Annotated in this window: 16 protein-coding genes and 1 tRNA gene; 8 read left to right on the top strand and 9 right to left on the bottom strand. The window is 56.0% G+C overall.

Translation table 11 applies throughout. The features are described 5' to 3' along the window. Positions 1-171 precede the first annotated feature (171 nt). The 6 genes from AC2IAX_RS14250 (at position 172) to rpsN (ending at position 7,852) form a co-directional block, all read left to right on the top strand. A complete protein-coding gene (locus AC2IAX_RS14250) occupies positions 172-639 on the top strand; it encodes an MgtC/SapB family protein (protein ID WP_494388062.1) in 468 nt (155 codons plus the stop codon). Further along, positions 632-1,861, top strand: a complete 1,230-nt coding sequence (locus AC2IAX_RS14245) for a cysteine desulfurase family protein (protein ID WP_494388061.1) — start codon at positions 632-634, stop codon at positions 1,859-1,861. Before AC2IAX_RS14250 ends, AC2IAX_RS14245 begins: the two co-directional genes overlap by 8 nt. A gap of 931 nt (positions 1,862-2,792) precedes the next feature. Then, positions 2,793-3,905 carry a polysaccharide deacetylase family protein gene (locus AC2IAX_RS14240; protein ID WP_494388060.1) on the top strand — a complete coding sequence of 371 codons (1,113 nt, stop codon included), beginning with the start codon at positions 2,793-2,795 and terminating at the stop codon, positions 3,903-3,905. A gap of 370 nt (positions 3,906-4,275) precedes the next feature. Beyond that, positions 4,276-4,497, top strand: a complete 222-nt coding sequence (nblD, locus tag AC2IAX_RS14235) for an NblD family protein (RefSeq protein WP_099531689.1) — start codon at positions 4,276-4,278, stop codon at positions 4,495-4,497. Positions 4,498-4,659: 162 nt separating this feature from the next. Continuing rightward, the gene (locus tag AC2IAX_RS14230; protein WP_494388059.1) at positions 4,660-7,359 is read left to right on the top strand and encodes a glycosyltransferase family 39 protein; all 2,700 of its coding nucleotides are present in this window, start codon (positions 4,660-4,662) and stop codon (positions 7,357-7,359) included. Positions 7,360-7,549: 190 nt separating this feature from the next. After that, complete coding sequence (gene rpsN / locus AC2IAX_RS14225) at positions 7,550-7,852, top strand: 30S ribosomal protein S14 (protein ID WP_099531687.1); 303 nt, start codon at positions 7,550-7,552, stop codon at positions 7,850-7,852. Between the two features lie 168 nt (positions 7,853-8,020). On the opposite strand, the gene AC2IAX_RS14220 is transcribed toward rpsN, so the two are convergent. Next, positions 8,021-8,844 (bottom strand): IS5 family transposase gene (locus AC2IAX_RS14220; protein ID WP_494388058.1). Its coding sequence is split into 2 segments (ribosomal slippage): positions 8,021-8,466 and positions 8,466-8,844, totalling 825 coding nucleotides; the frame shifts between segments, so codons are not numbered across the junction. A gap of 228 nt (positions 8,845-9,072) precedes the next feature. On the opposite strand from AC2IAX_RS14220, the gene AC2IAX_RS14215 reads away from it, so the two are divergent. Continuing rightward, a complete protein-coding gene (locus tag AC2IAX_RS14215) occupies positions 9,073-9,624 on the top strand; it encodes a Uma2 family endonuclease (RefSeq protein ID WP_494388057.1) in 552 nt (183 codons plus the stop codon). Positions 9,625-9,832: 208 nt separating this feature from the next. On the opposite strand, the gene AC2IAX_RS14210 is transcribed toward AC2IAX_RS14215, so the two are convergent. From AC2IAX_RS14210 to upp, 6 genes are all read right to left on the bottom strand, one after another. Beyond that, positions 9,833-12,112 carry a Piwi domain-containing protein gene (locus tag AC2IAX_RS14210; protein WP_494388056.1) on the bottom strand — a complete coding sequence of 760 codons (2,280 nt, stop codon included), beginning with the start codon at positions 12,110-12,112 and terminating at the stop codon, positions 9,833-9,835. A 242-nt stretch (positions 12,113-12,354) separates the two neighbouring features. Then, entirely contained in the window at positions 12,355-14,556 is a 2,202-nt protein-coding gene (locus AC2IAX_RS14205; RefSeq protein ID WP_494388055.1) for a pentapeptide repeat-containing protein, read from the bottom strand. Next, positions 14,526-15,479: a dihydropteroate synthase gene (gene folP, locus AC2IAX_RS14200; protein ID WP_494388054.1), complete on the bottom strand. Its 954-nt coding sequence runs from the start codon at positions 15,477-15,479 to the stop codon at positions 14,526-14,528. Before folP ends, AC2IAX_RS14205 begins: the two co-directional genes overlap by 31 nt. A 341-nt stretch (positions 15,480-15,820) precedes the next feature. After that, a tRNA-Pro gene (locus tag AC2IAX_RS14195) sits at positions 15,821-15,894 on the bottom strand. Positions 15,895-16,245: 351 nt separating this feature from the next. Further along, positions 16,246-16,602, bottom strand: a complete 357-nt coding sequence (locus AC2IAX_RS14190; RefSeq protein ID WP_494388053.1) for a ssl2009 family thylakoid membrane protein — start codon at positions 16,600-16,602, stop codon at positions 16,246-16,248. Between the two features lie 146 nt (positions 16,603-16,748). Next, complete coding sequence (upp, locus tag AC2IAX_RS14185; RefSeq protein ID WP_494388052.1) at positions 16,749-17,402, bottom strand: uracil phosphoribosyltransferase; 654 nt, start codon at positions 17,400-17,402, stop codon at positions 16,749-16,751. A gap of 859 nt (positions 17,403-18,261) precedes the next feature. Between upp and crtH the strand changes: the two genes are divergently transcribed. After that, complete coding sequence (gene crtH, locus AC2IAX_RS14180) at positions 18,262-19,818, top strand: carotenoid isomerase (RefSeq protein WP_494390398.1); 1,557 nt, start codon at positions 18,262-18,264, stop codon at positions 19,816-19,818. 27 nt (positions 19,819-19,845) lie between these two features. On the opposite strand, the gene AC2IAX_RS14175 is transcribed toward crtH, so the two are convergent. Next, positions 19,846-20,475, bottom strand: coding sequence for a Uma2 family endonuclease (locus tag AC2IAX_RS14175; RefSeq protein ID WP_494388051.1), 630 nt, complete (start codon positions 20,473-20,475; stop codon positions 19,846-19,848). 5 nt (positions 20,476-20,480) lie between these two features. Next, positions 20,481-20,975: a Uma2 family endonuclease gene (locus tag AC2IAX_RS14170; protein ID WP_494388050.1), complete on the bottom strand. Its 495-nt coding sequence runs from the start codon at positions 20,973-20,975 to the stop codon at positions 20,481-20,483. Between the last annotated feature and the right edge of the window lie 51 nt (positions 20,976-21,026).

Below are 21,026 nucleotides of genomic sequence, written 5' to 3'. Positions count from 1 at the left end.
TCATCGTCCGCTGCCCGATCGCCCGTGAATTGCGCCATCGTTTCCGTCATTCGCTGCCTGTTCATTAGCCCTTGATTAGCCCTACGGCTCCCGCCCCGTGCCGTTGCCAAACGGTCACCGCCAAACCGCTCCTTAAAATACCGCCGATTCTGAACTTCTCCTCAACTTCTGATGAATCTTCCCCCCGATCCCTCCTGGTTCCATTTGTTGATTCGTTTAGGGCTAGCTCTGTTTGTGGGGGGAACCATTGGGATCGATCGCCAGTTGCGACACAAGCCCGCCGGAATGCGCACTCATATGCTGGTGAGTTTGGGAGCTGCCCTGTTTGCTATCATTCCGGCGGAAATGGGGGCGGGTCTCGATGCCATCAGTCGATCGGCCCAAGGCGTGGCCACCGGAGTGGGTTTCTTGGGCGCGGGGGAAATTTTACGCACCAAACGCAGCGAAGAGAAGGTGAAGGGATTGACCTCAGCAGCGGCCGTTTGGGTCTCGGCCGGATTGGGGTTCGCGGCGGGCTGCGGCTTGTTAGGGTTGGCCACCCTCGGGGCCCTGATGGCTTTCCTAGTCTTGCGCTTGAATGGGGTGGAGCGGCGTTTAACTCGCAATTTTGATATGAACGCAATTATGGACGATGACTAAACTACAGCAGCTCCCACTTGCCAAAGCCGCCTGGCCCAAGATGGCGAATTTGGTTTATTTAGATTGTCATGCCACCACCCCGATCGATCCCCGGGTAGCGGAGGCCATGTGGCCTTTTTTAACGGACTATTTTGGCAACGCCGGCAGCAACCACGCCTATGGTTGGGCTGCGGCGGCCGCGGTCGATCAATCTCGGGCCACCTTGGCCGCGGCGATCAATGCCAGCCCTGAGGAAATTTTGTTCACCAGCGGTGCAACGGAAGCCAACAATCTGGCCATCAAGGGCGTGGCCGAGGCCTATCTCAACAAAGGGCGGCACTTGATTACGGTGGCCACGGAGCATTCGGCGGTGCTGGATCCCTGTCGCTATTTGCAATCCCTGGGGTTTGAGGTGACGGTTTTGCCGGTTGATCGCCTGGGTTTATTGGATCTGGAGGAACTGGCCCAGGCCATGCGGCCGGAAACGGTGCTGGTGTCGGTGATGGTGGCGAACAATGAGATCGGTGTTTTGCAGCCGATCGAGCAAATTGGGGCCCTCTGTCGCGATCGGGGCGTGCTGTTTCACACGGATGCGGCCCAGGCGATCGGGAAAGTGCCCCTTGATGTGCAAACCCAGTCGATCGATCTCATGTCCCTGACGGCCCACAAGGTTTATGGGCCCAAGGGGATTGGGGCCCTGTACGTGCGGCGGGGCAACTCCCGCGTGGCCTTAGCTCCCCAATTGCACGGCGGCGGCCAGGAACGGGGACTGCGGGCGGGAACCTTACCCGTGTCGCAAATTGTTGGGTTTGGTCGGGCGATCGAGCTGGCCATGGGGCACCTGGCCACTGAAGCGGAAAAACTGCAAATGCTGCGCGATCGGCTTTGGGAGCGATTGCAAACCTACTTTGCCACCGCGCCGGGTTTAGACCTGGAACTCAATGGCCACCCCAGCCTTCGCTTGCCAGGTAACTTGAACGTCACGATTGAGGGCTTGCCCAACGGGGCCGTTTTGAAAGCCATCCAGTCGATCGCCGCCGTGTCTTCTGGCTCCGCTTGCCAATCGGAAACCGGCCGCCAATCCCATGTGCTCAAGGCGCTCGGGCAATCGGCCGGCCCCCTGACCACAACGCTGCGGTTTGGGTTGGGTCGATTCCATGACTTCGCCACGATCGATCGAGTCGCGACCCGGTTAATTGGGGCGATCGAACAGATTCGCCGCAACGCTGGAACCCTTGCCTAAAGGCTCCTCAACGGATTCAGGTCATATCCTGAGAGGGGTCACCCCCGCTAAAACGCGCCCGTTAACCAGCAGGTCTGGAGTCAAAAATCTAGCCAATCCATGGCGACCGGCCACGGTATTTTGCGCTAAGGGCAGAATTTCCCCCTCAATTTCCAAAATTTCTGCTACCTTGCGCTGTATCGTGCCAAGGCCACAACCATCGCTCACCCCACCCCCCCGGCTATTCAAAGCCGTTGTTCAAAATCTCTGTGAACAATCCGGTTTTCAGCACCGAGCGATCGGGTTATGCAATCAAGGTGGCATAACCGGCGCGATCGGGTAAAACTGATGGGGAGTTTGCTGGAAAACGCGGGTGATCTACCACAACTGATTCTTCACCGGTCGCCATTCATCTGCCATGAATCGATCCCCATCGATCAAGATATGAATCTCAAGGCATGAATGATGGCTCAATGGCGGGAGCGTCAGACTGAGGCGGGAGCGTCAGACTGATGGAGCAGGTTTTTCAACTGTTTCTGCGTAGCCCAGTGGATCGAGTTAAAGCATCATTTAGGGCAAAACAGCCTTCTCATGCACCCTAAATAATTTGCTTCCAAATAATTCATGCAAAATACTTTGGAGTTGATTGAATTTCTAATTTCGCCTGAATTTTGTTTTTTTCATGTCATCTCATCTTTCACGTCATTGCAGTTTCATTTTCAAAAGCCTTTTTTGAAATAAACGAAATTTCGCTCTATTCATAATTCAATTCTATGGATTTAGAACCCTTAATTTTCAGCAACTGATAACCACCGATATCCATTGCTCACGTCCCCTGACCGCATCGACCCTCAACTTGCCTCGTTCATCGTGAGTCTGCCGGTTAATTCCGTTGCCCCACGATGTTTTCTCAACCGCTATTCCTACCCTTCCGGCTCTTCCTGTTGCCCCTATGACTCGGCTGTTTTCTAAACGATCTGGTTCTTCGCGATCCCAAGCCGCCCGTGGCTATCGTTCCAGTAAGGTGGGGCAAAACTTCAATCAGCGATCGTGGTTTTCTTGGCGATGGTGGCTGTTGGCGTTGGTGACCTGTGCGGCGGTGTTGGGCGGCAGCTATGCCTGGACGACCAACAATGCTTCGCTCAAAACTGCCTTGGACAATTCCGCCGTGGCCTCTCAGTCGGCTCCGCCCCTTTCCCTGGGTGAAGCGCTCGATCGCAGCATTGGTAACTTTCGCCAGCAAGTGACCAGCCAAGAGCAGGAAATTTTGATGGCCCTGGGGAATTTGCCCCAATCGTTTGTGGGCAAACTGGTGCGGGATCAACGCCTGGCCAGTGGTGAGAAGGTGGTGGCCTTGACCTTTGACGATGGACCAGCCCCCCGTTACACCGATCAGGTGCTGGACATTTTGAAACAGGAAGACGTGAAGGCCACGTTCTTTGTGATTGGTCGCATGTTCCAGGCCTTCCCGACGATCGGGCAGCGCGTGGCCCGGGAAGGTCACGTGCTCGCCAATCACACCTGGTCCCATGGTTACCATCGCCATGCTCCGGCGGCGGCGGCCCGGGAAATTGACCAAACCGCCGCCATTATCCAAGCCAAAACCGGCCAGGTGGCTCGCCTCTATCGGCCGCCGGGTGGCGTTTTGAACAATGGGATGGATACCTACGCCCAAGGTCATGGATACGCCACGGTTCTGTGGGGCACGGATACGGGCGATTGGCGCAGACCTCCGGCGGCCACCATTGTCGATCGGGTGATGCGTACCATGCACCCGGGCGATATTGTGCTGATGCATGATGGCGGGGGCGATCGACACAACACGGTGGCGGCCTTGCCCATCATCATTCGGCAACTGAAAGCCCAGGGTTACCGCTTCGTCACCATGCCGGAACTCTTGCAACTGCGGGCCCAAGCCGGCCGCTCCGCCACCACCCGCGCCACGGCAAAACCTCAACCAACCGCAGCCGCAACGCAACCGGCGAACCCGACCGCCGGGGCGATCGACCCGGCGGTCAACGCTCCCATGAGTGCCCCCAATTCCACCATGGATCTACCGCTGTAGTTGGGTGGGCAAGGCTCAATGCTAGAGCCTGTAGTCACTTCGCCTGAAACCCTGATTCCACCGTTAGCGGATCGTGGGGGGCAAGGGGCTTAAGCCCCAGCGGATCGTGGGGGGCAAGGGGCTTAAGCCCCTTGTCTGGGGTGGTTAGGTTTAAGCCCCTTGTCTGGGGTGGTTAGGGTGGGGTGGTTAGGGTATAGACGATCAATCACTTGCACTTGATCTGAGGAAATGACGACAGACCCTAAAGCCAATTGCCAAATTAAATAGGCGCGCTATGGTGTATGGAACTTGTGCCGATCCCCGACAATTGCCTTGGGGATCGGTTCACGAGTGCCGCCCTATGCCAGATTTTGGCGCGAGGAGATCCCCTATGGCTAATGTGCAGACTTGCTCGACTTGCGGTGTGCGGATTGAGATGAATCCGCTGGGTGATCGAGTGCTGTTTTCCTATGGCAGCCCAGGCACGAGGGCGCGTCTTTGGAGCCGAGTTTGTAAGTTTGTAGCCGATCGGGGAGGTTGCATTAACCAAGATCAAGGGGCGATCGGGGCCACTGAGCCGAGTGATGAATATAATCCGATGCCGGAAGGGTAATCGAGCAAGGATCTAAAACTGAGCAAGAGGCGTGGCGGGTCAACCAACGACGATCGAACATGGGACAGAGAAAGTCCATCGGGTATTGCGTTGGGCCCGCCGATGGGGGCAGGGGATCGGCTCATCATCCCCTGCCTTTGGTTTTGGGGGAGCATTTTGAGAATGGGTCAAGATTTGGGCGATCGCGCCGGCCGGCTAGGCAACGGGTTCAAGGTTCACGGGTTCAGAATTCACAGGTTTAACCACTGGCTCAATCCAGACCATTGGCAAAGCTGGTGGCAGCGTGGGTGGCAGACCGATCGAGCCAAGCTGCTGGGTCTGTGGCTGTTGGTGTTGCTGGTCGATCGGGCTTGGTTCGCGATCGACCAATCGGCCCCCGCCTGGGATCAAGCGGAATATCTGACGGCGGCCCTGACCTATGCCGATGCCCTGCGGGATCCCCAGTGGTTGTCTGGTTCCTGGTGGGTGGATTTTTGGCGACTCTCTCCCAAAGTGCCGCCCCTGGTGGCGATCATCACCGTGCCGTTTCTATGGCTGTTTGGCCCCACGGCCGATGCCGCAACGGCGTTGAATTCGGCCTGTTCGCTGGTGTTGCTGGGGTCGGTTTATGCGATCGGGCGGCGATTGTTCGATCGCACCACGGGCTGGTGGGCCGCCCTGTTGTGTAGCGTGATGCCCGGCCTGTGGCGCGTGCGGCTGGACTATCTCACCGAATTCCCCCTGGTGACTGTGGTAACGGTGGCCTTTGCGGCCCTGGTGTTTTGGGCAACGGGGGGGCAGTTTGGCCCCTGGCGCGGGCGGTTGGCCCATTGGTTGTGGGCGATCGGGTTGGGGCTGTTGCTGGGGGCTGGGCTGCTGACTAAGCAACCGGTGGTTTTTTTCTTGGGATTGCCCTGGGCGGGGGTGTTGGCCATTGCGCTCTGGCGATCGCGCTGGGAACGGGTCACCCAAGGTCTGTTGGCTTTGGGGATCGCCTGGATTGTGGCGGCTCCTTGGTATCAGGCGAATTGGCTCTTTGTGCTTAGTGGTGGCAAACGGGCCACGGTGGATTCCGCGATCGTGGAAGGTGACCCGGCCCTCAACACCCTTGATGCTTGGATTTATTACCTGAAGCTTTTTCCGCAACACCTGTCTTGGCCCCTGTTGGGTTTGGCGATCGCGGGGGGCTGTTTGGCTTTTCTGAAATATCAACGACAACTGGCCTGGCCCGATCGCCCCTGGCCCAGCTCACCGATCCCCAAGGGCGATCGTCGGGGATGGCTCTGGACACTGGGCTTTTGGCTTGGAGCATATGTGCTGTGCTCCTTGTTGGTGAACAAAGACTGGCGTTACGTTTTGCCCTATTGGCCCGTGGGGGCGATCGTTTTAGCCCGAGGCTGGCTGGTTTGGGGAGCGCGGGTGCGGTGGAGCCTGTTGGGGCTGACGGCGTTGCTGTCGGCGCTCAGTTGGTTGCCGCCCACGGCCGCCGGGGTGGCTCCCTTGGTTCCCGGGCCGATGCGGGTGGTGCAATGGGGGCCCGCCTTGCCCCATGCCCAGGTGGTGCAGGCCGTGATCGATCGTGCGCCCCATTTGCAATCCACCGTTGGCGTGTTGCCCTCCACCGCCGAACTGAATCAACACAACCTCAACTTCTTTGGAGCCGCCCGAAATTTTCAGGTTTACGGCCGGCAAGTGGGGACTGATCCGCAAGCCGTGGCCCAAGATGCCCGATCGCTCGATTGGTATTTGCTGAAAACCGGTGACCAGGGATCGATGCGCGGCCGGCGGCGGCGAGAAGCCCAAGCAGCCACCAGCCAAACCCTGCGCCAAAGTCCCGATTTGCAGTTGGTGGAGCGTTGGCCCGTGGCGGTGGATTCCGAATGGCAACTTTGGCAGCGGCGATCCCCATCGGTGACGGTCGCTCCCTTGGCCAATCCGGCTCCCTTGAAGCTCGTGGCCCAACTGCCGGAGCGGCTGCCCCCGGGCCAAGTTGCGTCGGTCACCTACCGTTGGCAGGGCCCGGCGGCCCAACTGCAAGGGGGCTTGGCCCTGTTGACCTGGCAGCGGGAACCCACGCCCGATCGCCCGGCGGGTCGCACCGGTTGGATTGACGATCGGGCCATTGGTCGCGGTCGCTTAATGGCTCCTCTTCCCCCATCCACCGGCCAGACCTGGGAGGTTTGGGATCGATCGGCCATGGTTTTGCCGCCGGACTTGGCCCCGGGTCGGTATCGTCTTTGGGCGAGTCTGTTGCCCAACGATCCTCAAGGGGGCGATCGGGCCCAGCCGATCGCAATTCCCACCGAAGCCACCGTGGTGATTGACCCGGCCGCCCCGGCCCAACCGGCCCCCGAACTGGACGGCTTGGCCCAACTGCGGCTGCTGGGATTGCAATTACGATCGGGGCGATCGGGCTTGGAGTCCGTGTTCAACACCATTGGCCGAATTAACCAATACAACCCCAATCAACCCTACGTGGCCCAAGCGGAACTGACCCTCCGTTATCGCCTCAGTCAACAACCCGATCGGCTCGGTTGGCGCTATGCCCTCGGTTTGGCCCAAGTGTTGGATCAAAACACCAGCGGCGCGATCGCCACCTTTGAGCAAATCACCCAAGCAGAACCACGCAACCCTTGGGCCCAGGCTTACTTGGCCGTGGTGCGGCTGTATGAATTTCAAACCGATGCCGCCTGGCCCGCCATCCAACAAGCCTTAGCATTGGCTCCCCGAGTGCCCGAATTCCATTACCTAAAAGCCGTTGCCCATGCCCAACGCTGGGAACTGGGCCGGGCGATCGCTGAGTTGCGGATCGGTCAGTCCCTGGAGCCGGCCGCCACCCAAAGCCACCGGCCCCCGATCGGGTTCATCCCGCCCGCCAGTTGATCGCAACCGGTTGATTGCAACCCGTTGATCGCGATCGGTCGCCTTGCCTTACAATAGGATGCTTGCTTATACCCTTTTTTGCCGCCAAGACCCAGCATCTGTTTAGGGCTGTGCAGTCCAGCGGTCTCAAGCATTAGCCCCTGTCGAGTTTCGACAGTCCAACCCTTAGTCACCAAGCAGAAACACCGCAATGGCTAAAAAGTCCATGGTCGAGCGCGAAAAGAAGCGCGATCGCCTGATTGCTAAATATGCCGCCAAGCGTGCCGATCTGAAGGCGCAGTTTGAATCCGCCCAGGATCCGATGGAAAAGCTGGCCCTGCATCGCCAAATTCAGCGCCTGCCCCGCAACAGCGCCCGGAACCGCCACCAAAACCGCTGCTGGTTAACTGGCCGTCCCCGTGGCTACTACCGCGATTTTGGTCTGTGCCGGAATGCTCTGCGCGAAATGGCTCACCAAGGCTTGTTGCCCGGTGTGGTCAAGTCGAGCTGGTAAGCAACGAACTGGCCAGCATCAGCAGCACCATTACCGCACCGTTTTGGGGCTTCTTGTCGAAGTCCATTCCGTTTCCACAAAAGCACGCCGATCCACCCGATCGACGTGCTTTTGGTTTTTGATCAGTCAGAATCAAAATAGCATCAGAGCTGATTTATAAATCAATTATTAAGCATCTAGAGCAGCCAATCTTCTCACCATCAAATGCATTAAGCAGCCATAGATCATCCCTTCACTCGTCTCCGAATACAACTCATAGTCCTTACTCAATCGCCGAAATCGGTTCAGCCAGCCAAACGTCCGCTCGACAATCCATCGCTTGGGCAACGTCTCAAACCCTTTACTGACTCGGCTGATCACCTCCACGCGCACACTCTCACCACACACATGCTTCACAGCATCCGCAAACTTTTTCCCGGAATACCCCTGATCAACCCAAATAACCTCTAGCCGAGATAGCTTCTCCTTCACTTCCTCTAACACCACAATCCCTCCCAATCGCTCAGAAGCATTCGCTTCAGTCACCAACACGCCCATTAGGAACCCTTGCGAGTCAACGATAATGTGGCGTTTACGTCCCTTAACCTTTTTGCCACCATCGAAGCCGTAGACCACCCCCTTTTTTCCGTGGTTTTCACCGACTGAGAATCACCGATACTGACCCTAGATTGCTCTGAACGACCTAATTTGCTCCGCAGTTGCTCTCGAATTTGGTCATGCATTTGCTGCCAAATTCCTTTTCGTTGCCATTTCTGGAAGTAATGGTAGACCGTACTGTAAGGGGGTAAATCGTGAGGCAGCATTTCCCACTGGCAGCCAGTCCGCTGGACGTAAAAGATGCCATTGAGGATTTCTCGGAAATCAACTTCTATCGGATGTCCAAAGCCTTTAGGAGCGGGCAGCAGCGGCTGGAGGAGCACCCACTCATCGTCGCTCAAATCACTGGGATAGGCTTTGCGGGTAGGATTGGCAATGACCGGGAGACGACTCATGAGCTGGGTGATGCTTCGGGTAGGTCTAGCCTAAAACCGAATTTAGAGCTGCCAAGTCGGCTTTAGCTTCTCTTTATAAATTAGCTCTCAGCCTTTAATTGAGACTGTGATTGCCAATTTCAACTATTTTTTCCTCGGCACAAATTCCTGATTGATCTCTCCGTCCCAATACTTTCAAACACCACCCGATCGCCCACGCCGAACACCACAACGACTCTACAGGCTGCCATGATCGCTATTCCAAACTACATCAACCCTGATGAATACCTGATCATCGAGCGCGATAGCCTCACCCGCCACGAATACCGTCGCGGCCTCGTCTACGCCGTGGCAGGCGGCAGCGACAGTCACGCCCGAATTGCCATTAATCTCCTCAGTTTGATTAACCTTCACCTTCGAGGCACAGCCTGCCGTCTCTACAACGGCGATGTCAAAGTCAGCTACGCAGATGAGTTTTACTACTACCCCGATGCCTTCGTGACCTGCGATCCCCGCGATCGCGCCGATCACTACATCAAACGCCACCCAAAATTGATCGTCGAAGTCCTATCCCAAAGCACGCGGGTCTTTGATCTGGGTCAAAAATTCGAGGATTATCGGCAAATCCCAGACCTAGAGGAATACGTTCTCATCGATCAGGATCAGCGCTGGATGGAATGCCGCCGCCGCCAACCGGACAACACTTGGACAACGGTGATCTATGGAGCAGGGGATCAGATTACGCTTCAAAGTATTAATTTAACCTTCCCCCTTGAGCAACTCTATCGAGGCTTGGATTAGCGTTAGTTTGGGTCAGGCTCCAATGACTGTGAATGGGTTGATATTCCCTAAACAAACCTAAACGAAAAACAAACCTAAAGAGGATGTCTGAAAAGCCGAAATTGCTACTCTGTACGCCCCAGTGATCGACTTAAACAAGGGGCTTAAGCCCCTTGTCCCCCCGACTATTGGTGCTTGCCCGTGCCCAAGAATACTTTTTAAACATCCTCTAAACAAAATAGAGGCGGCGTTCGCAGCGCACATCGGCGGGCAGGCAATCCTTGAGGGCGACCTCGGCGATCCGATCGGCGTAGTAAGTGGTGATCGGCAGGCGAATCACTTGGGTGCTGCCGATGTGCATTTCGCTGAGCCAGTAGATTTGGGCGGCGATCGTCAGGATGTCCGTTTGGCCGTGGCGGCGACGCACCAAAAGGGGCTGGGGGCTGGCGTTGGGGGCAACTTTGGCCTGTTTAGCACCGGTTGTGAGGACGATCGCCTCATGATCGTTGTGAACCCAAGCCCAGCCTCGATCGGGATTTTGCCACTGTTCCTGGTTGGTGTTGGGGTCGATCGCCCGCACCGCCGCCCGCGCCAACACATCCTTCACCACTTCCACCACCTCCAATTGCTCTAACCCATGGGGCCGCAATTCGGCTTCCAGGGCTTGCAGGGTGGCTAGTTCGCTGTTTTTGATGGTTCCATCGCGATGAATCACCACATGGCGCGGGGGTTCACCGCTTTGCTCAGTAAATGCACCAAATAAATCGAGCAAAATATTGCGCAGGCTGACTTCGCTGAAGGTTTCGCCCCGCTGCATGGAGGCGCTTGACCAGCCGATCGCCTGGCCTTGGCGGTTCACCACAAAGGCAGAAGCCCCGATCGTCCGTTCCTCTTTGCGGCCCAAATCTAGCCCCACAAAGGCTTGGGCAGCGCCGGGCATTTGGTGCAACTGCCAGGGAGCATAGCCGAGTTTTGCCAGAATGCCGAACACCACGTTTTGATCGCACCCCTCATGCAGCTTTTGGTTATAGTTCTCCTTGTTAACCACGCGCATGGTTTCGCGCGTCACCATTTGCGAACAGTAACTTTGTTGATTGAGGATTCTTTTTAAGGTGAAGTAGGGATTAACTTGAGCGTTGTAAATTGGGTCTTGTCCGTTGGGCACAAAGGCAAAAATTAGGTCATTAACATTCACAGGCAAGTTCTGGCAAACCTGACGCAGGGAAAGGGAATTTTGCGGATCATAGGGACGTAAATCGCCAGCCCTTGTGAGTGTAATTCCAAATTCTTGGAACCGACTTTTTAGGGCTACCATATACTTTTTCACCTCTGCTTCCCAAGCTTGGGGATACAGCACTTGCGTCCGAATTTCTGCCGGTTTTTGGTGAAGGGCACGTTGTTTCCAACCACGCCAAGCTTCGTCTACTAAAAGCGGTCGATCGGGCTGTTGTGGATCTGCTCCGAAGGATAGGTTTCTGGCCATGGAACCAGCGGTCAATTGGGTGAGGCGATCGGGCTGCCAAGGGTTGGGATCAAATTCAATCCGATCGCCACAAATAAATCCTCGTTTGTTTAAAAGGTCGATGGTTCTTTGCATTAATTCCTGACGCTTAGCCAGTGGCAAAATGCAATGGTTCAGCGATTTGCTGGGTAGGTCTTCACGGGCATAGATTCGTTTCAATAGTTGCGGTAGATGATGCAACAGTTGGTAGCGGGGAGCATAACCCACCGCAACGGCGGGTTGATTGGGATCCAGTTGTGCGACCAATTCTGGGGCCAGGTTTTGGCGATCGCGGTGATAATCCAATAGGCTTTGATTGCCTAATTCCGCAAGGGGCTGACCGATAGTAATCGGCGCAACGCCTAGAAATTGGCAACTTTTGCCATCGTAAGTATGAATCAGGCGCTGTTTGGGCGGAAACTGCTGCCAATTAAATTGGTCGATCGTGCCGATGGATTGATATTCATTCCGAAAGTGCAAGGATAGGAAGAGAAATCCCGTCGAGTTTTGCCAAAAATCAAAGGTTAAGTATCGTCTCGCTTCGGCAATGATTCGGCCTTGGGCATCTCGAATTTGAATCGGTGGTTCGTTGGAATAAATGCGTTTGCGATTTTCTTGGACTTTCTTGGCACTATGGGGATTAATGGTTTTGAAAATGCTGCACAACCGATAATTACAGAGTTGAAACAGCCAGGTTTGATATCTGGGTTCGCTCAGGTCGATCGCCTCGCTCTTGAGGATCTCAATTTCCAAAGGTTCTGAGGAAGTTTCGCAAAACTGCCGCAAACAGGCTAATAAGTTCGCTGCCTGTCCCCGGTCTTCGGAGATCAGGGCGAGGCTGGACTGATCGTTGGTAACCCACTGATTGAGCCGAAATTTGCAAAATCTTGCGAGGGAGTAGAGGGTGTCGATCGGGGTGGCACTGCCGATGATTCGCAGTCGATCGCGCCGGGCGGGTACAGATCCAAGGGGATTACGCGATTGAAAGCTGAGTTCTCGAATATCCACAATTGAAGGGGCTATAATTAACGCATGAATTATATCACTTAAAGCATTTTTTATTTTAAAGCACCTTGAAATTCATTCAAAGGTCATTGCGAAACAATGCAACCCCATGAACCCGATCGCCATCAAGTCGCTATCAAGTCGCCATCAATTGAATTCAATTAATCCAATTCAATTAGCCCAAATATTCATCTAATTCAATCAATAAAAATCAAACAAAATCATTCAAGGTCAGCCAATATCAACTAACCAAAATAAATGAGTAAATTCAGACCTGGAATAGTTCGGGAAAGCGTCCACAAAAGCAGGCCGATATACATTAAACCCAACGTCCATTGATACCAAACCACCAAGGAAATTTCGGCGGGTAAATGTTCATCCCGCATCCGCACATCGCTAAACCCAATCCGAAAAAGATTGATGGCGCTGAGGTCGTAATAATTCAACCAGGCCCAACGCCGGTTCCACAGAAGCGGCATGAATCGTTCCCGAAAGAAGTGATAGCGGGGCATGAGGGGTAAACGGGCGATCGGGAGTTGCACTTGCCGAATTTCACCATTTTCCACAAAGTAGCTCACATCCATCAGGTCATGGAACCGGCCGCGCCAATAGAGCTTGATCAGCAGGGCGATCGGGACGGGGCCGATCGAGATGGCAACGCTGGCCAACGTCCACCAAGGGCGATCGCTGGTTTGGAAAATGGTCGCTAAACCCAAGCTGAACAACAGTCCGGCGCTGCTGCCCATCCAGAGGGTTTCGGGCCAGGTGGGCACGATCGGTTGGGGGCGCAACTTGCGGAGCCGATCGACCAACCAAAACCAAAGGGCAAAAAAGGTCATGGCCACCAACCCCACCCCCAACACGAGGCCGGCGCTGGTGCCGGCCCGGCTCAGCAAAATCAACAGGTTGGTTCCCAGCCATTGCAGGGCGATCGTGCCCCAGGAGAGGGGCGTGCTGGTGCGATCGGCCGTGACCCGATCGCGCACTTTCACATAGGTTGCCAGGTCAACGCCTTCGATCGACAGCATTTCCGCCACGGTGCGCAGGGGTTGCCGATCGCGGGCTTGGGCGATCGCCTGGGCCTGGGTGGGCGAAAACCCGATCGACACCAACACCGCTGGCTTGGCCGCGTTCAGGTTCACCCCCGTGAGCCGCTGTTGCAGGGTCTTGAGCCGCAATTTAAACAGGGTGTAATCCACCTGGTTGGCATCCGCAATCTGTTCTACCCGCCGAAAATTCCGCACCAGGGTTCGCAAAACCGTTTCATTGCCCTGCAAAACCGGCACCGACAAAATGCGCCCAATTTCCCCGGGGGAGCCGATTAATTTTGCTTGGTCGCTGTCAAAGTCCAGCCCGGACACGTTGATATAGGCTCCGGGGGCAAAACTAGCGCTGGTGAAGTCGGCTTCGTCCAGAATGGTGGCCCCGCGCAGGTTCAGGGGTTTGGCAAACCGAGCATTCCGAAAGGAGCTTTCGCCATGAAATAGGCTGTCGATCGCATAAAAGGAACTGGCAAAACTGGCCCCATCAAACCGCACTTCGCCTTGCCAGTCGGCTTGGGTGAGGTCGGCGCTGCCATTCCAATGGCTTTTGCTGAAGTTGGCGATCGCCTGAAATTGCGATCGATAAAAATTGGCTCCCCGCTCAAAGGTGCTGGACTGGAAGCTAGCATTTCCGGCAAACTTAGCCCCATCGAACCGCGCTTCGCCCGTGAATAGGCTGTTCCGAAACTGGGCACTTTGGGTCACTAAGCCGGAAAAGCGGGCCCCTTGGCTGAAGCGGCTGAGGGAACCCACCAAGGCTCCGCCCAGGCTCAGGCCCCTGGCTTCCACCGGTTCCAAAAAATAGGTGTTGGCTAGGCGTAGGGAACCGCTAATTTGCAAACCTTCAAGGACGATCGGGCCGCGAAAGACGGAAATCTGCCAATCCAGGGGGCTGCCTTCATCGAGCAACAGCGATCGGGACAATCGGCTGAGGTGCAACAGCCGCAGTCGATCGCGCCCCAGTTGTTCCTGTTCCGTGGGGGTCAGCAAGGGCGACAGGGCCTTGCCATAGAGTGGCGCGCGCAGGCCCAACCGAGCCAAATCCAAATCGCCTTGGATGCTGGATCCGCGCAAGTCGAGGCCTAGGCGTTCCTGTTGCAATTTGCTGGCGACCTGTTGATAAAAGGCTTCCCGAAAGTTGCCATTGTCGCTGCGCAGGTCGATCGCACTCTGGCTGAGGTCGATCGCGGGCTTGCCATCCAACAGTTGGGGATGTTCCAGGCGATCGCGCAAGGACTCTAGGGTCAGGGCCGGGCGATCGACCGGAGCCGCCTGCACAGGACTGGCCGCCCACAGCCACCCACACCCGATCGCCAAAGCCCAGCAGATCCCCAGCCCCCAGATCCGCCAGCCCTTGAACCGTTGCTGAAATCCTATGTTTCGCCCGATTGCCACCCACGCCATATCGCGTCTGCCACCCGCACCACATCGCGCATTTGCTGAATATCATGCACCCGCACCCAGTCAGCCCCGCCGGCCACACAGGCCGCACAGGCCGCTCCGGTTCCCCAAACCCGCTGTTTCGGATCCGGTTGCTCCAGAATTTTGCCAATGAAGCTCTTGCGGGAGGGGCCCACCAAAAGGGGATGGCCCAGCGATCGCAAGCTGGGCAAATGTCGCAGGAGGGCGAGGTTTTGTTCGGCGGTTTTGGCAAAGCCAATGCCCGGATCGATCGCAATTTGGGCCGCCGAAATTCCCGCCTCGATCGCCGCCGCCACCCGTTCCGCCAAGCTCGATCGCACAGCAATCACCACATCGGGCAACTGTTGACCAGGCAAATCACCCGCCCCAACCTGGCCCGCAAAATCACTGTAATCCGTAAGCTGCTGCATGGTTTGGGGTGTGCCGCGCAAATGCATCAAAATCACCGGCACACCCAAGGTTGCCACCGTGGGTAGCAAGTCCGGGTCATACAAGCCCCCAGACACATCATTCACCACATCGGCTCCCGCCTCGATCGCCGCGCGGGCCACGATCGCTTTGGTTGTGTCGATCGAAATGGGCAAATCCAACGGCGCAAAATCCCGCCACCCCTGCCGCAGGGCCGCAATCACCGGCACAACCCGATCGATCTCTTCCTGGGCAGAAACCGGCTGGGCATCGGGGCGCGTCGATTCTCCGCCAATGTCTAACCAATCGGCCCCGTCCGCCGCCAGTTGGTGGGCCTGGGCGATCGCCGGTTCCAGTTGGTCAAATTGCCCCCCATCGCTAAAACTGTCGGGCGTGACATTCAGCACCCCCATCAAATAGGTGCGATCGCCCCAAGTCCAAGGGCGATCGCGCAAAATCCAAGGGGTCAAAGCACAGGCAGACAAGGGCACATCCATTGGCGATAAATTGGCGATCACTGGTTAGCGATAACTGGGTGACACCAGCACCTGAAAACAGGGCGCTTTCAACAAAAGCAAAAACGAGCGACGAAAACCAACCGAATGGGTCAAAAAATCATCAAGCCGGAATCCACCCGGCCCATATCCACCCAGTCAAAACATGCTCAATCTTGACCTGGCCCCAACACCAAGTGCCCAACAAAAAAGGCAGCGAAGATCGCTACCTTTTACCTTGTGGACTGTTAGTCATCTGGGAGTGGAATGGCTCTCAGATCGGGGTTTTCGGACTTTCGCCAAACAGTTCATGCTGAAGAGTTTTCATGGAAACTGTTTGCAAATCGGAGCGGCGGGATTCGAACCCACGACCCCCACTACCCCAAAGTGGTGCGCTACCAAGCTGCGCTACGCCCCGATAGCCCAGTTACTATAGCATGTTTATTTGATTTGCCAAGGGCCCGGGTTAAATTTCTGTGTCCAAAGTGGCCAAGGGGGGTCAATCGAGCTGGCCAGTCCGGGCCGGCGCGTCCTCAGAAATGATCGATTGCCCATACCCCGATCGTCTTAACAAGGGGCTTAGAGGATGTCGTCATTTCCATCGCCGTAGGGGTTGGGTCTCCCAACCCTAATCCGGGCGATCGCTACAACCCTGTTCACCCCTGGGAACACCCAAGATCACGGGAACTGGGCGAGGAGACCCCGCCCCTACGACTGATCGGTTGGGAGAACGAGATCATCAGAGTTTCAGGCGATCGGACGACATGCCCTAGGATTCTTCGGGTTTCAGGGGCTTTTCCCGCCCATCTGGCCCTGGACGACCATTCCGGCTACCCAATTGACGGCGCACATCGTCGATCGCGTCATTCAACTGAGCAATCTTGTCCTCCAGTCCTTGGCGCGCCGTTTCCATCCGGGCTTCACTGCTTTCGCTGGCGGCCAAACGAGGGCGACGGCGGGGACGCGGCGGCAGTTCGGCCCCGTCCCGATCGCCCTTCTCCGTCAGTTCTTCTAGTCCCTCATCGGAGTTGCGCGAGGCCAGGGCAGCCCCCACCAGGCCCCCCACAGCGCCCCCCAACAGGGCCCCCCAAAAAAATCCACTACCAAAACCCTCTCGGTTTGCCATAACTCGCCCTGCGATGAAATTGCTGGAAACAATGTTACTTGGGATGTTACTTGCGATCGGCGGGCCAATCAGAGCGATCAATGGGGTATCAATGCGGCACTGAAGAGACCAGAACTGAAGAGACGGAAAGCCCTGAGCAAACACCCCTAGAAGGTTCCAAAGGCGCGATCGCCCGCATCTCCCAAACCCGGCACAATCCAGCCCTGATCATTCACGGACTCATCGATCGCCGCCGTGTAAATCACCAAACCGGGGAATTGCTGATTCAGGCGTTGCAGGGCCGGAGGGGCCGCCACGATCGAAATAATCCGAATTTGCTCCGGCGTGAGGCCCCGTTGGGTCAACTCCTTCATGGCCGCCTCGATCGATCCCCCCGTTGCCAACATCGGCTCTGAGATCAGCACCCGCGCCTCCGCCGGAAACTGTGCCGGTAATCGATTGAGATAGCAGGATGGCTCCAGGGTTTCCTCATTGCGCACCAAACCCAAGTGATAAACACTGGCCAGGGGCACTACTGGCAAAATCCCTTCCATCAACGCCAACCCCGCTCGCAAAATGGGCACCACAGCCATGGGGGTTGCGGGCGAAATAAACGTTGCCGGGCAAGTGCCCAAAGGCGTTTCCACCTCTGCCGTTTCCATGGGCAACCATTCACGCACCGCCTCATAGGCCAGCCAACGCCCCAATTCCGTCAGCGCACTGCGAAACAAAGTCGGCGGCGTTTGGGCATCGCGCACCACACCCAACCAATGCTGAATGAGGGCATGGGGTGGCACGTAAACGCGAAGTTGCAACGGCATGGGAAGAGCGAAGGGAAAGGTTTAAGGATCCATCAACCCGGCCCAAAACCGCCGACAGCGGCCCAGAACCGCAATTCAGCGAATTCAAATTTGAGGGTTACGGGCAGATTCAGGTTGATTTTACCCGGTTGTTGGGACGGGCTGACCGCTGGCTAGATTGCGCCAACCTCGATCGCGCAAGGCTTGATCGCACAGAATCTGTGTACGCAATGCACAGCAAGGATCAGGGGCGGGGGAATTGTGGGGCGATCGGGGCGTGTCTGTGGGTGGAGGAGAATTCTAATGAGAATATCTTGCAAGAGAGTTGACAAAGATTCCTAGTAGCCGCTATTGTATTGAGCGTGTTCTTCTCTCTAGTAAACGGCGGGTGGGGCTAGTCTGCAATTGCGGATTAGTCCTTTTTTTTTGGTTATTTTCCGGTTAAGACCAAGACCCGATCGCCCCAACCACTTCAGCCCAGCCCGGCGATTCAGGTTCCACCTTGATCGATAAACTCTTGCAATAAATGCCGAAAAGCCGTTGGCACACCCCAACCGCGATCGGCTCCAAAATGCCCCAGAGGCAACCGCGCGATCGGCCTCCGGTGTTGAATGGCCAGGATCATCGAACGCCCAGCGATCACGCAGAGCATTCGCTTTGGGTGATTGATCAGTTTGGGTAATGGATCGGGTGATTAATCACTTTGGGTAATGGGTCGCTTTGGGTGATTGCTTTGAACCTAATTGCTCGATCGACTCGGGAAAGCCAGCAGCAGCGGCATCTCTGGGCGATCGGGTTGGAGCCGCGCAACGAGAACGCTACACTCAAACATGGCCGCGCCCCTGGGCCTTGCCGTTGCTGTTTCGCCCTTTCCGTCGCCATGACCGCCGTGGATAAGCCCTCGATCGCCCCGACCGCCACCGCCCTGCAAACCGACCCATTACCCCGTGATTGGGATGCGATCGTCATTGGTTCCGGCATTGGCGGATTGGTCACGGCCACCCAATTGGCCGCCAAGGGAGCCAAGGTGTTGGTGTTAGAGCGCTACCTGATCCCTGGCGGCAGCGCTGGCTATTTTGAGCGCGCGGGCTACCGCTTTGACGTGGGCGCATCGATGATTTTTGGCTTTGGGCAACAGGGCACAACCAACTTGCTAACCCGCGCTCTGGCAGCGGTGGGCCAAACGATCGAAACCATTCCTGACCCCGTGCAAATTCACTACCACCTTCCTAACCAACTGGAAGTGAAAGTGCATCGGGACTACGAACAGTTTTTGCAGGAGTTGGGCGATCGATTCCCCCACGAACGCCAAGGCATTCGCCAGTTTTACGACGAATGCTGGACCATCTTTAACTGTCTGAATGCGATGGAGCTGCTATCGCTGGAAGAATTGCGCTATCTCATGCGGGTCTTTTTCCAAAACCCGTTGGCCTGTTTGGGCTTGGTGAAATATTTACCCCAAAATGTCGGGGCGATCGCCCGGCGCTACATCAGCGATCCGGAACTACTGAAGTTCATTGACATCGAATGCTACTGCTGGTCAGTGGTTCCGGCGGATCTCACCCCAGCCATCAACGCAGGTATGGTTTTCAGCGATCGCCACTACGGCGGCATTAACTATCCCAAAGGCGGCGTGGGTCAAATTGCCCAAAAGCTGGTGGATGGGCTGGAAACCCACGGCGGCCGAATTCAATACAAAGCGCGGGTGACCCAAATTGTGACGGAAGGGGGCCGCGCCGTGGGTGTGAAGCTCGCTTCGGGCGAACTGTTGCGGGCCAAACGGGTAATTTCCAACGCCACCCGCTGGGATACCTTTGGCCAACTGCTCGATCGGGATCAACCCCTAGACGAAGATCGTTGGCAAGAACGCTATCAAAAATCCCCCAGCTTCCTCAGTGTCCACATGGGTGTGCGCGCCGATGCCCTGCCCGCTGGCACAGACTGCCACCACATCCTAGTCAAGGATTGGGAACAGATGGAAGCCGCCTACGGCACGGTGTTTGTGTCAATTCCCACCCTGCTCGATCCAGACTTGGCCCCGCCCGATCACCACATCCTGCATGTGTTTACCCCTTGCTGGATCAGCGATTGGCTCAATCTCAGCCCCGAAGACTACCAAGCTCAAAAGGAACAGAAAGCCCAAGAACTGTGCGATCGCCTCGCCCCGATCGTGCCCCAGTTAGACGCGGCGATCGACTACATCGAAATTGGCACTCCGCGCACCCATCGCCGTTTCCTGGGCCGAGTGGATGGTTCCTATGGGCCCATCCCCCGGCGCAAGCTTCCCGGTTTGCTCACCATGCCCTTTAACCGCACCGCCGTTAAAAATCTCTATTGCGTGGGCGACAGCACTTTTCCCGGCCAAGGCCTCAACGCGGTGGCATTCTCCGGGTTCGCCTGTGCGCACCGCGTGGCGGCCGACCTAGGCTTGGTTTAAAGTCCCAATCCTATTCAGCCCCTTGCGCTAATTTGCCCCTGGGTGCTCGGCTCCCGATCGCACCCAATTCACAAAGGCCTTCATCGCCGTTGGTTGATTTTGGGGCTGAATAAACTGTGCTAACTGTGCAATTTCCAAAGCGGGAAAAAATTCGCTGCGATCGGCAATTTGGATCTCATCCCCCCGCAGGTTATAGAGCGTGAGTTGTTGGTCTTGCCAAATCAACACCTCTGGCACCCCGATCGCTCGATAAATTGCCAACTTATCCAATCCACCGCTGGTTAGGTTCACTTCCACCGCTAAATCTGGTTGCGGCTTTAAGGTGCCAATGCAGTAGCACTCATCGGGTTCCAATCCTGCCGCTTTCGATGATTGCCGAAACGTTGTGGAGCCATAGGCATGAAGTGCAATCTCCACTTCTTCTGCATAGCGTTCGAGCAATCGAGCGATCGCCTTTTTGATTAATTCATGCTCCGGCGATGGCATAAAAATTTCTAGAACCCCATCGAAATACAACAGCCGCAAACCCGACTCATCTCCCACATGATCGAGCCAACAGCCATAGCGCTGCCAACTGATTCCCGGCATCAGCAACCGCTGATCCGATCGTCCAGACTGAGGCAGAGTGGGTAAATCATCAGCCACCAAAATAGTCATCAGCTCTAAAAAGAACGGGACTGAAAAAGCTGGGAAACGGGCAACGAAAACCCAGGAATAATTTCTTCGCCGTCTAATTGATCGGTCAATTTCAAGAGGCGATCGGGTTCCGTTGCCGATCGATACACCAACACATAATTCTGACGCGGATTAATCACCCAGATCAACCGAGTACCATTTTCAAAATATTCAATGAGTTTTTCGTCAATTTCCTCGATCGTATTGGTCGGCGAGAGAATTTCAATCACCAGATCCGGCGCACCTTCCAAGAACCCGATCGGTAAGTCATCCAATCCCTGAAGCCGTTCCTTGGCAAAGAAAGAAATATCAGGCGATCGCTTGTTGCCATTCTTCATCTTGAAGGCGGTGCTGGAATCAAACAACGCGCCCAACTTTTGAGCCGCCACCACCGTAAACAAAGCCGCACTCAGCACGATCGCTCGATAGCTATCTTTTGCGCCCAACTTGTCCGTATCACTGCAACGATCCTGCGAGTCCATCAGGTCGGGAAGCCTTGTGGGACAATCAATGCGATATCGATGCGATACATT

The organism is Limnothrix sp. HT2024 (genome assembly GCF_059138625.1).
Note: the sequence above shows the minus strand (reverse complement) of the source record. Positions and strands in the feature narration are given on the sequence as shown.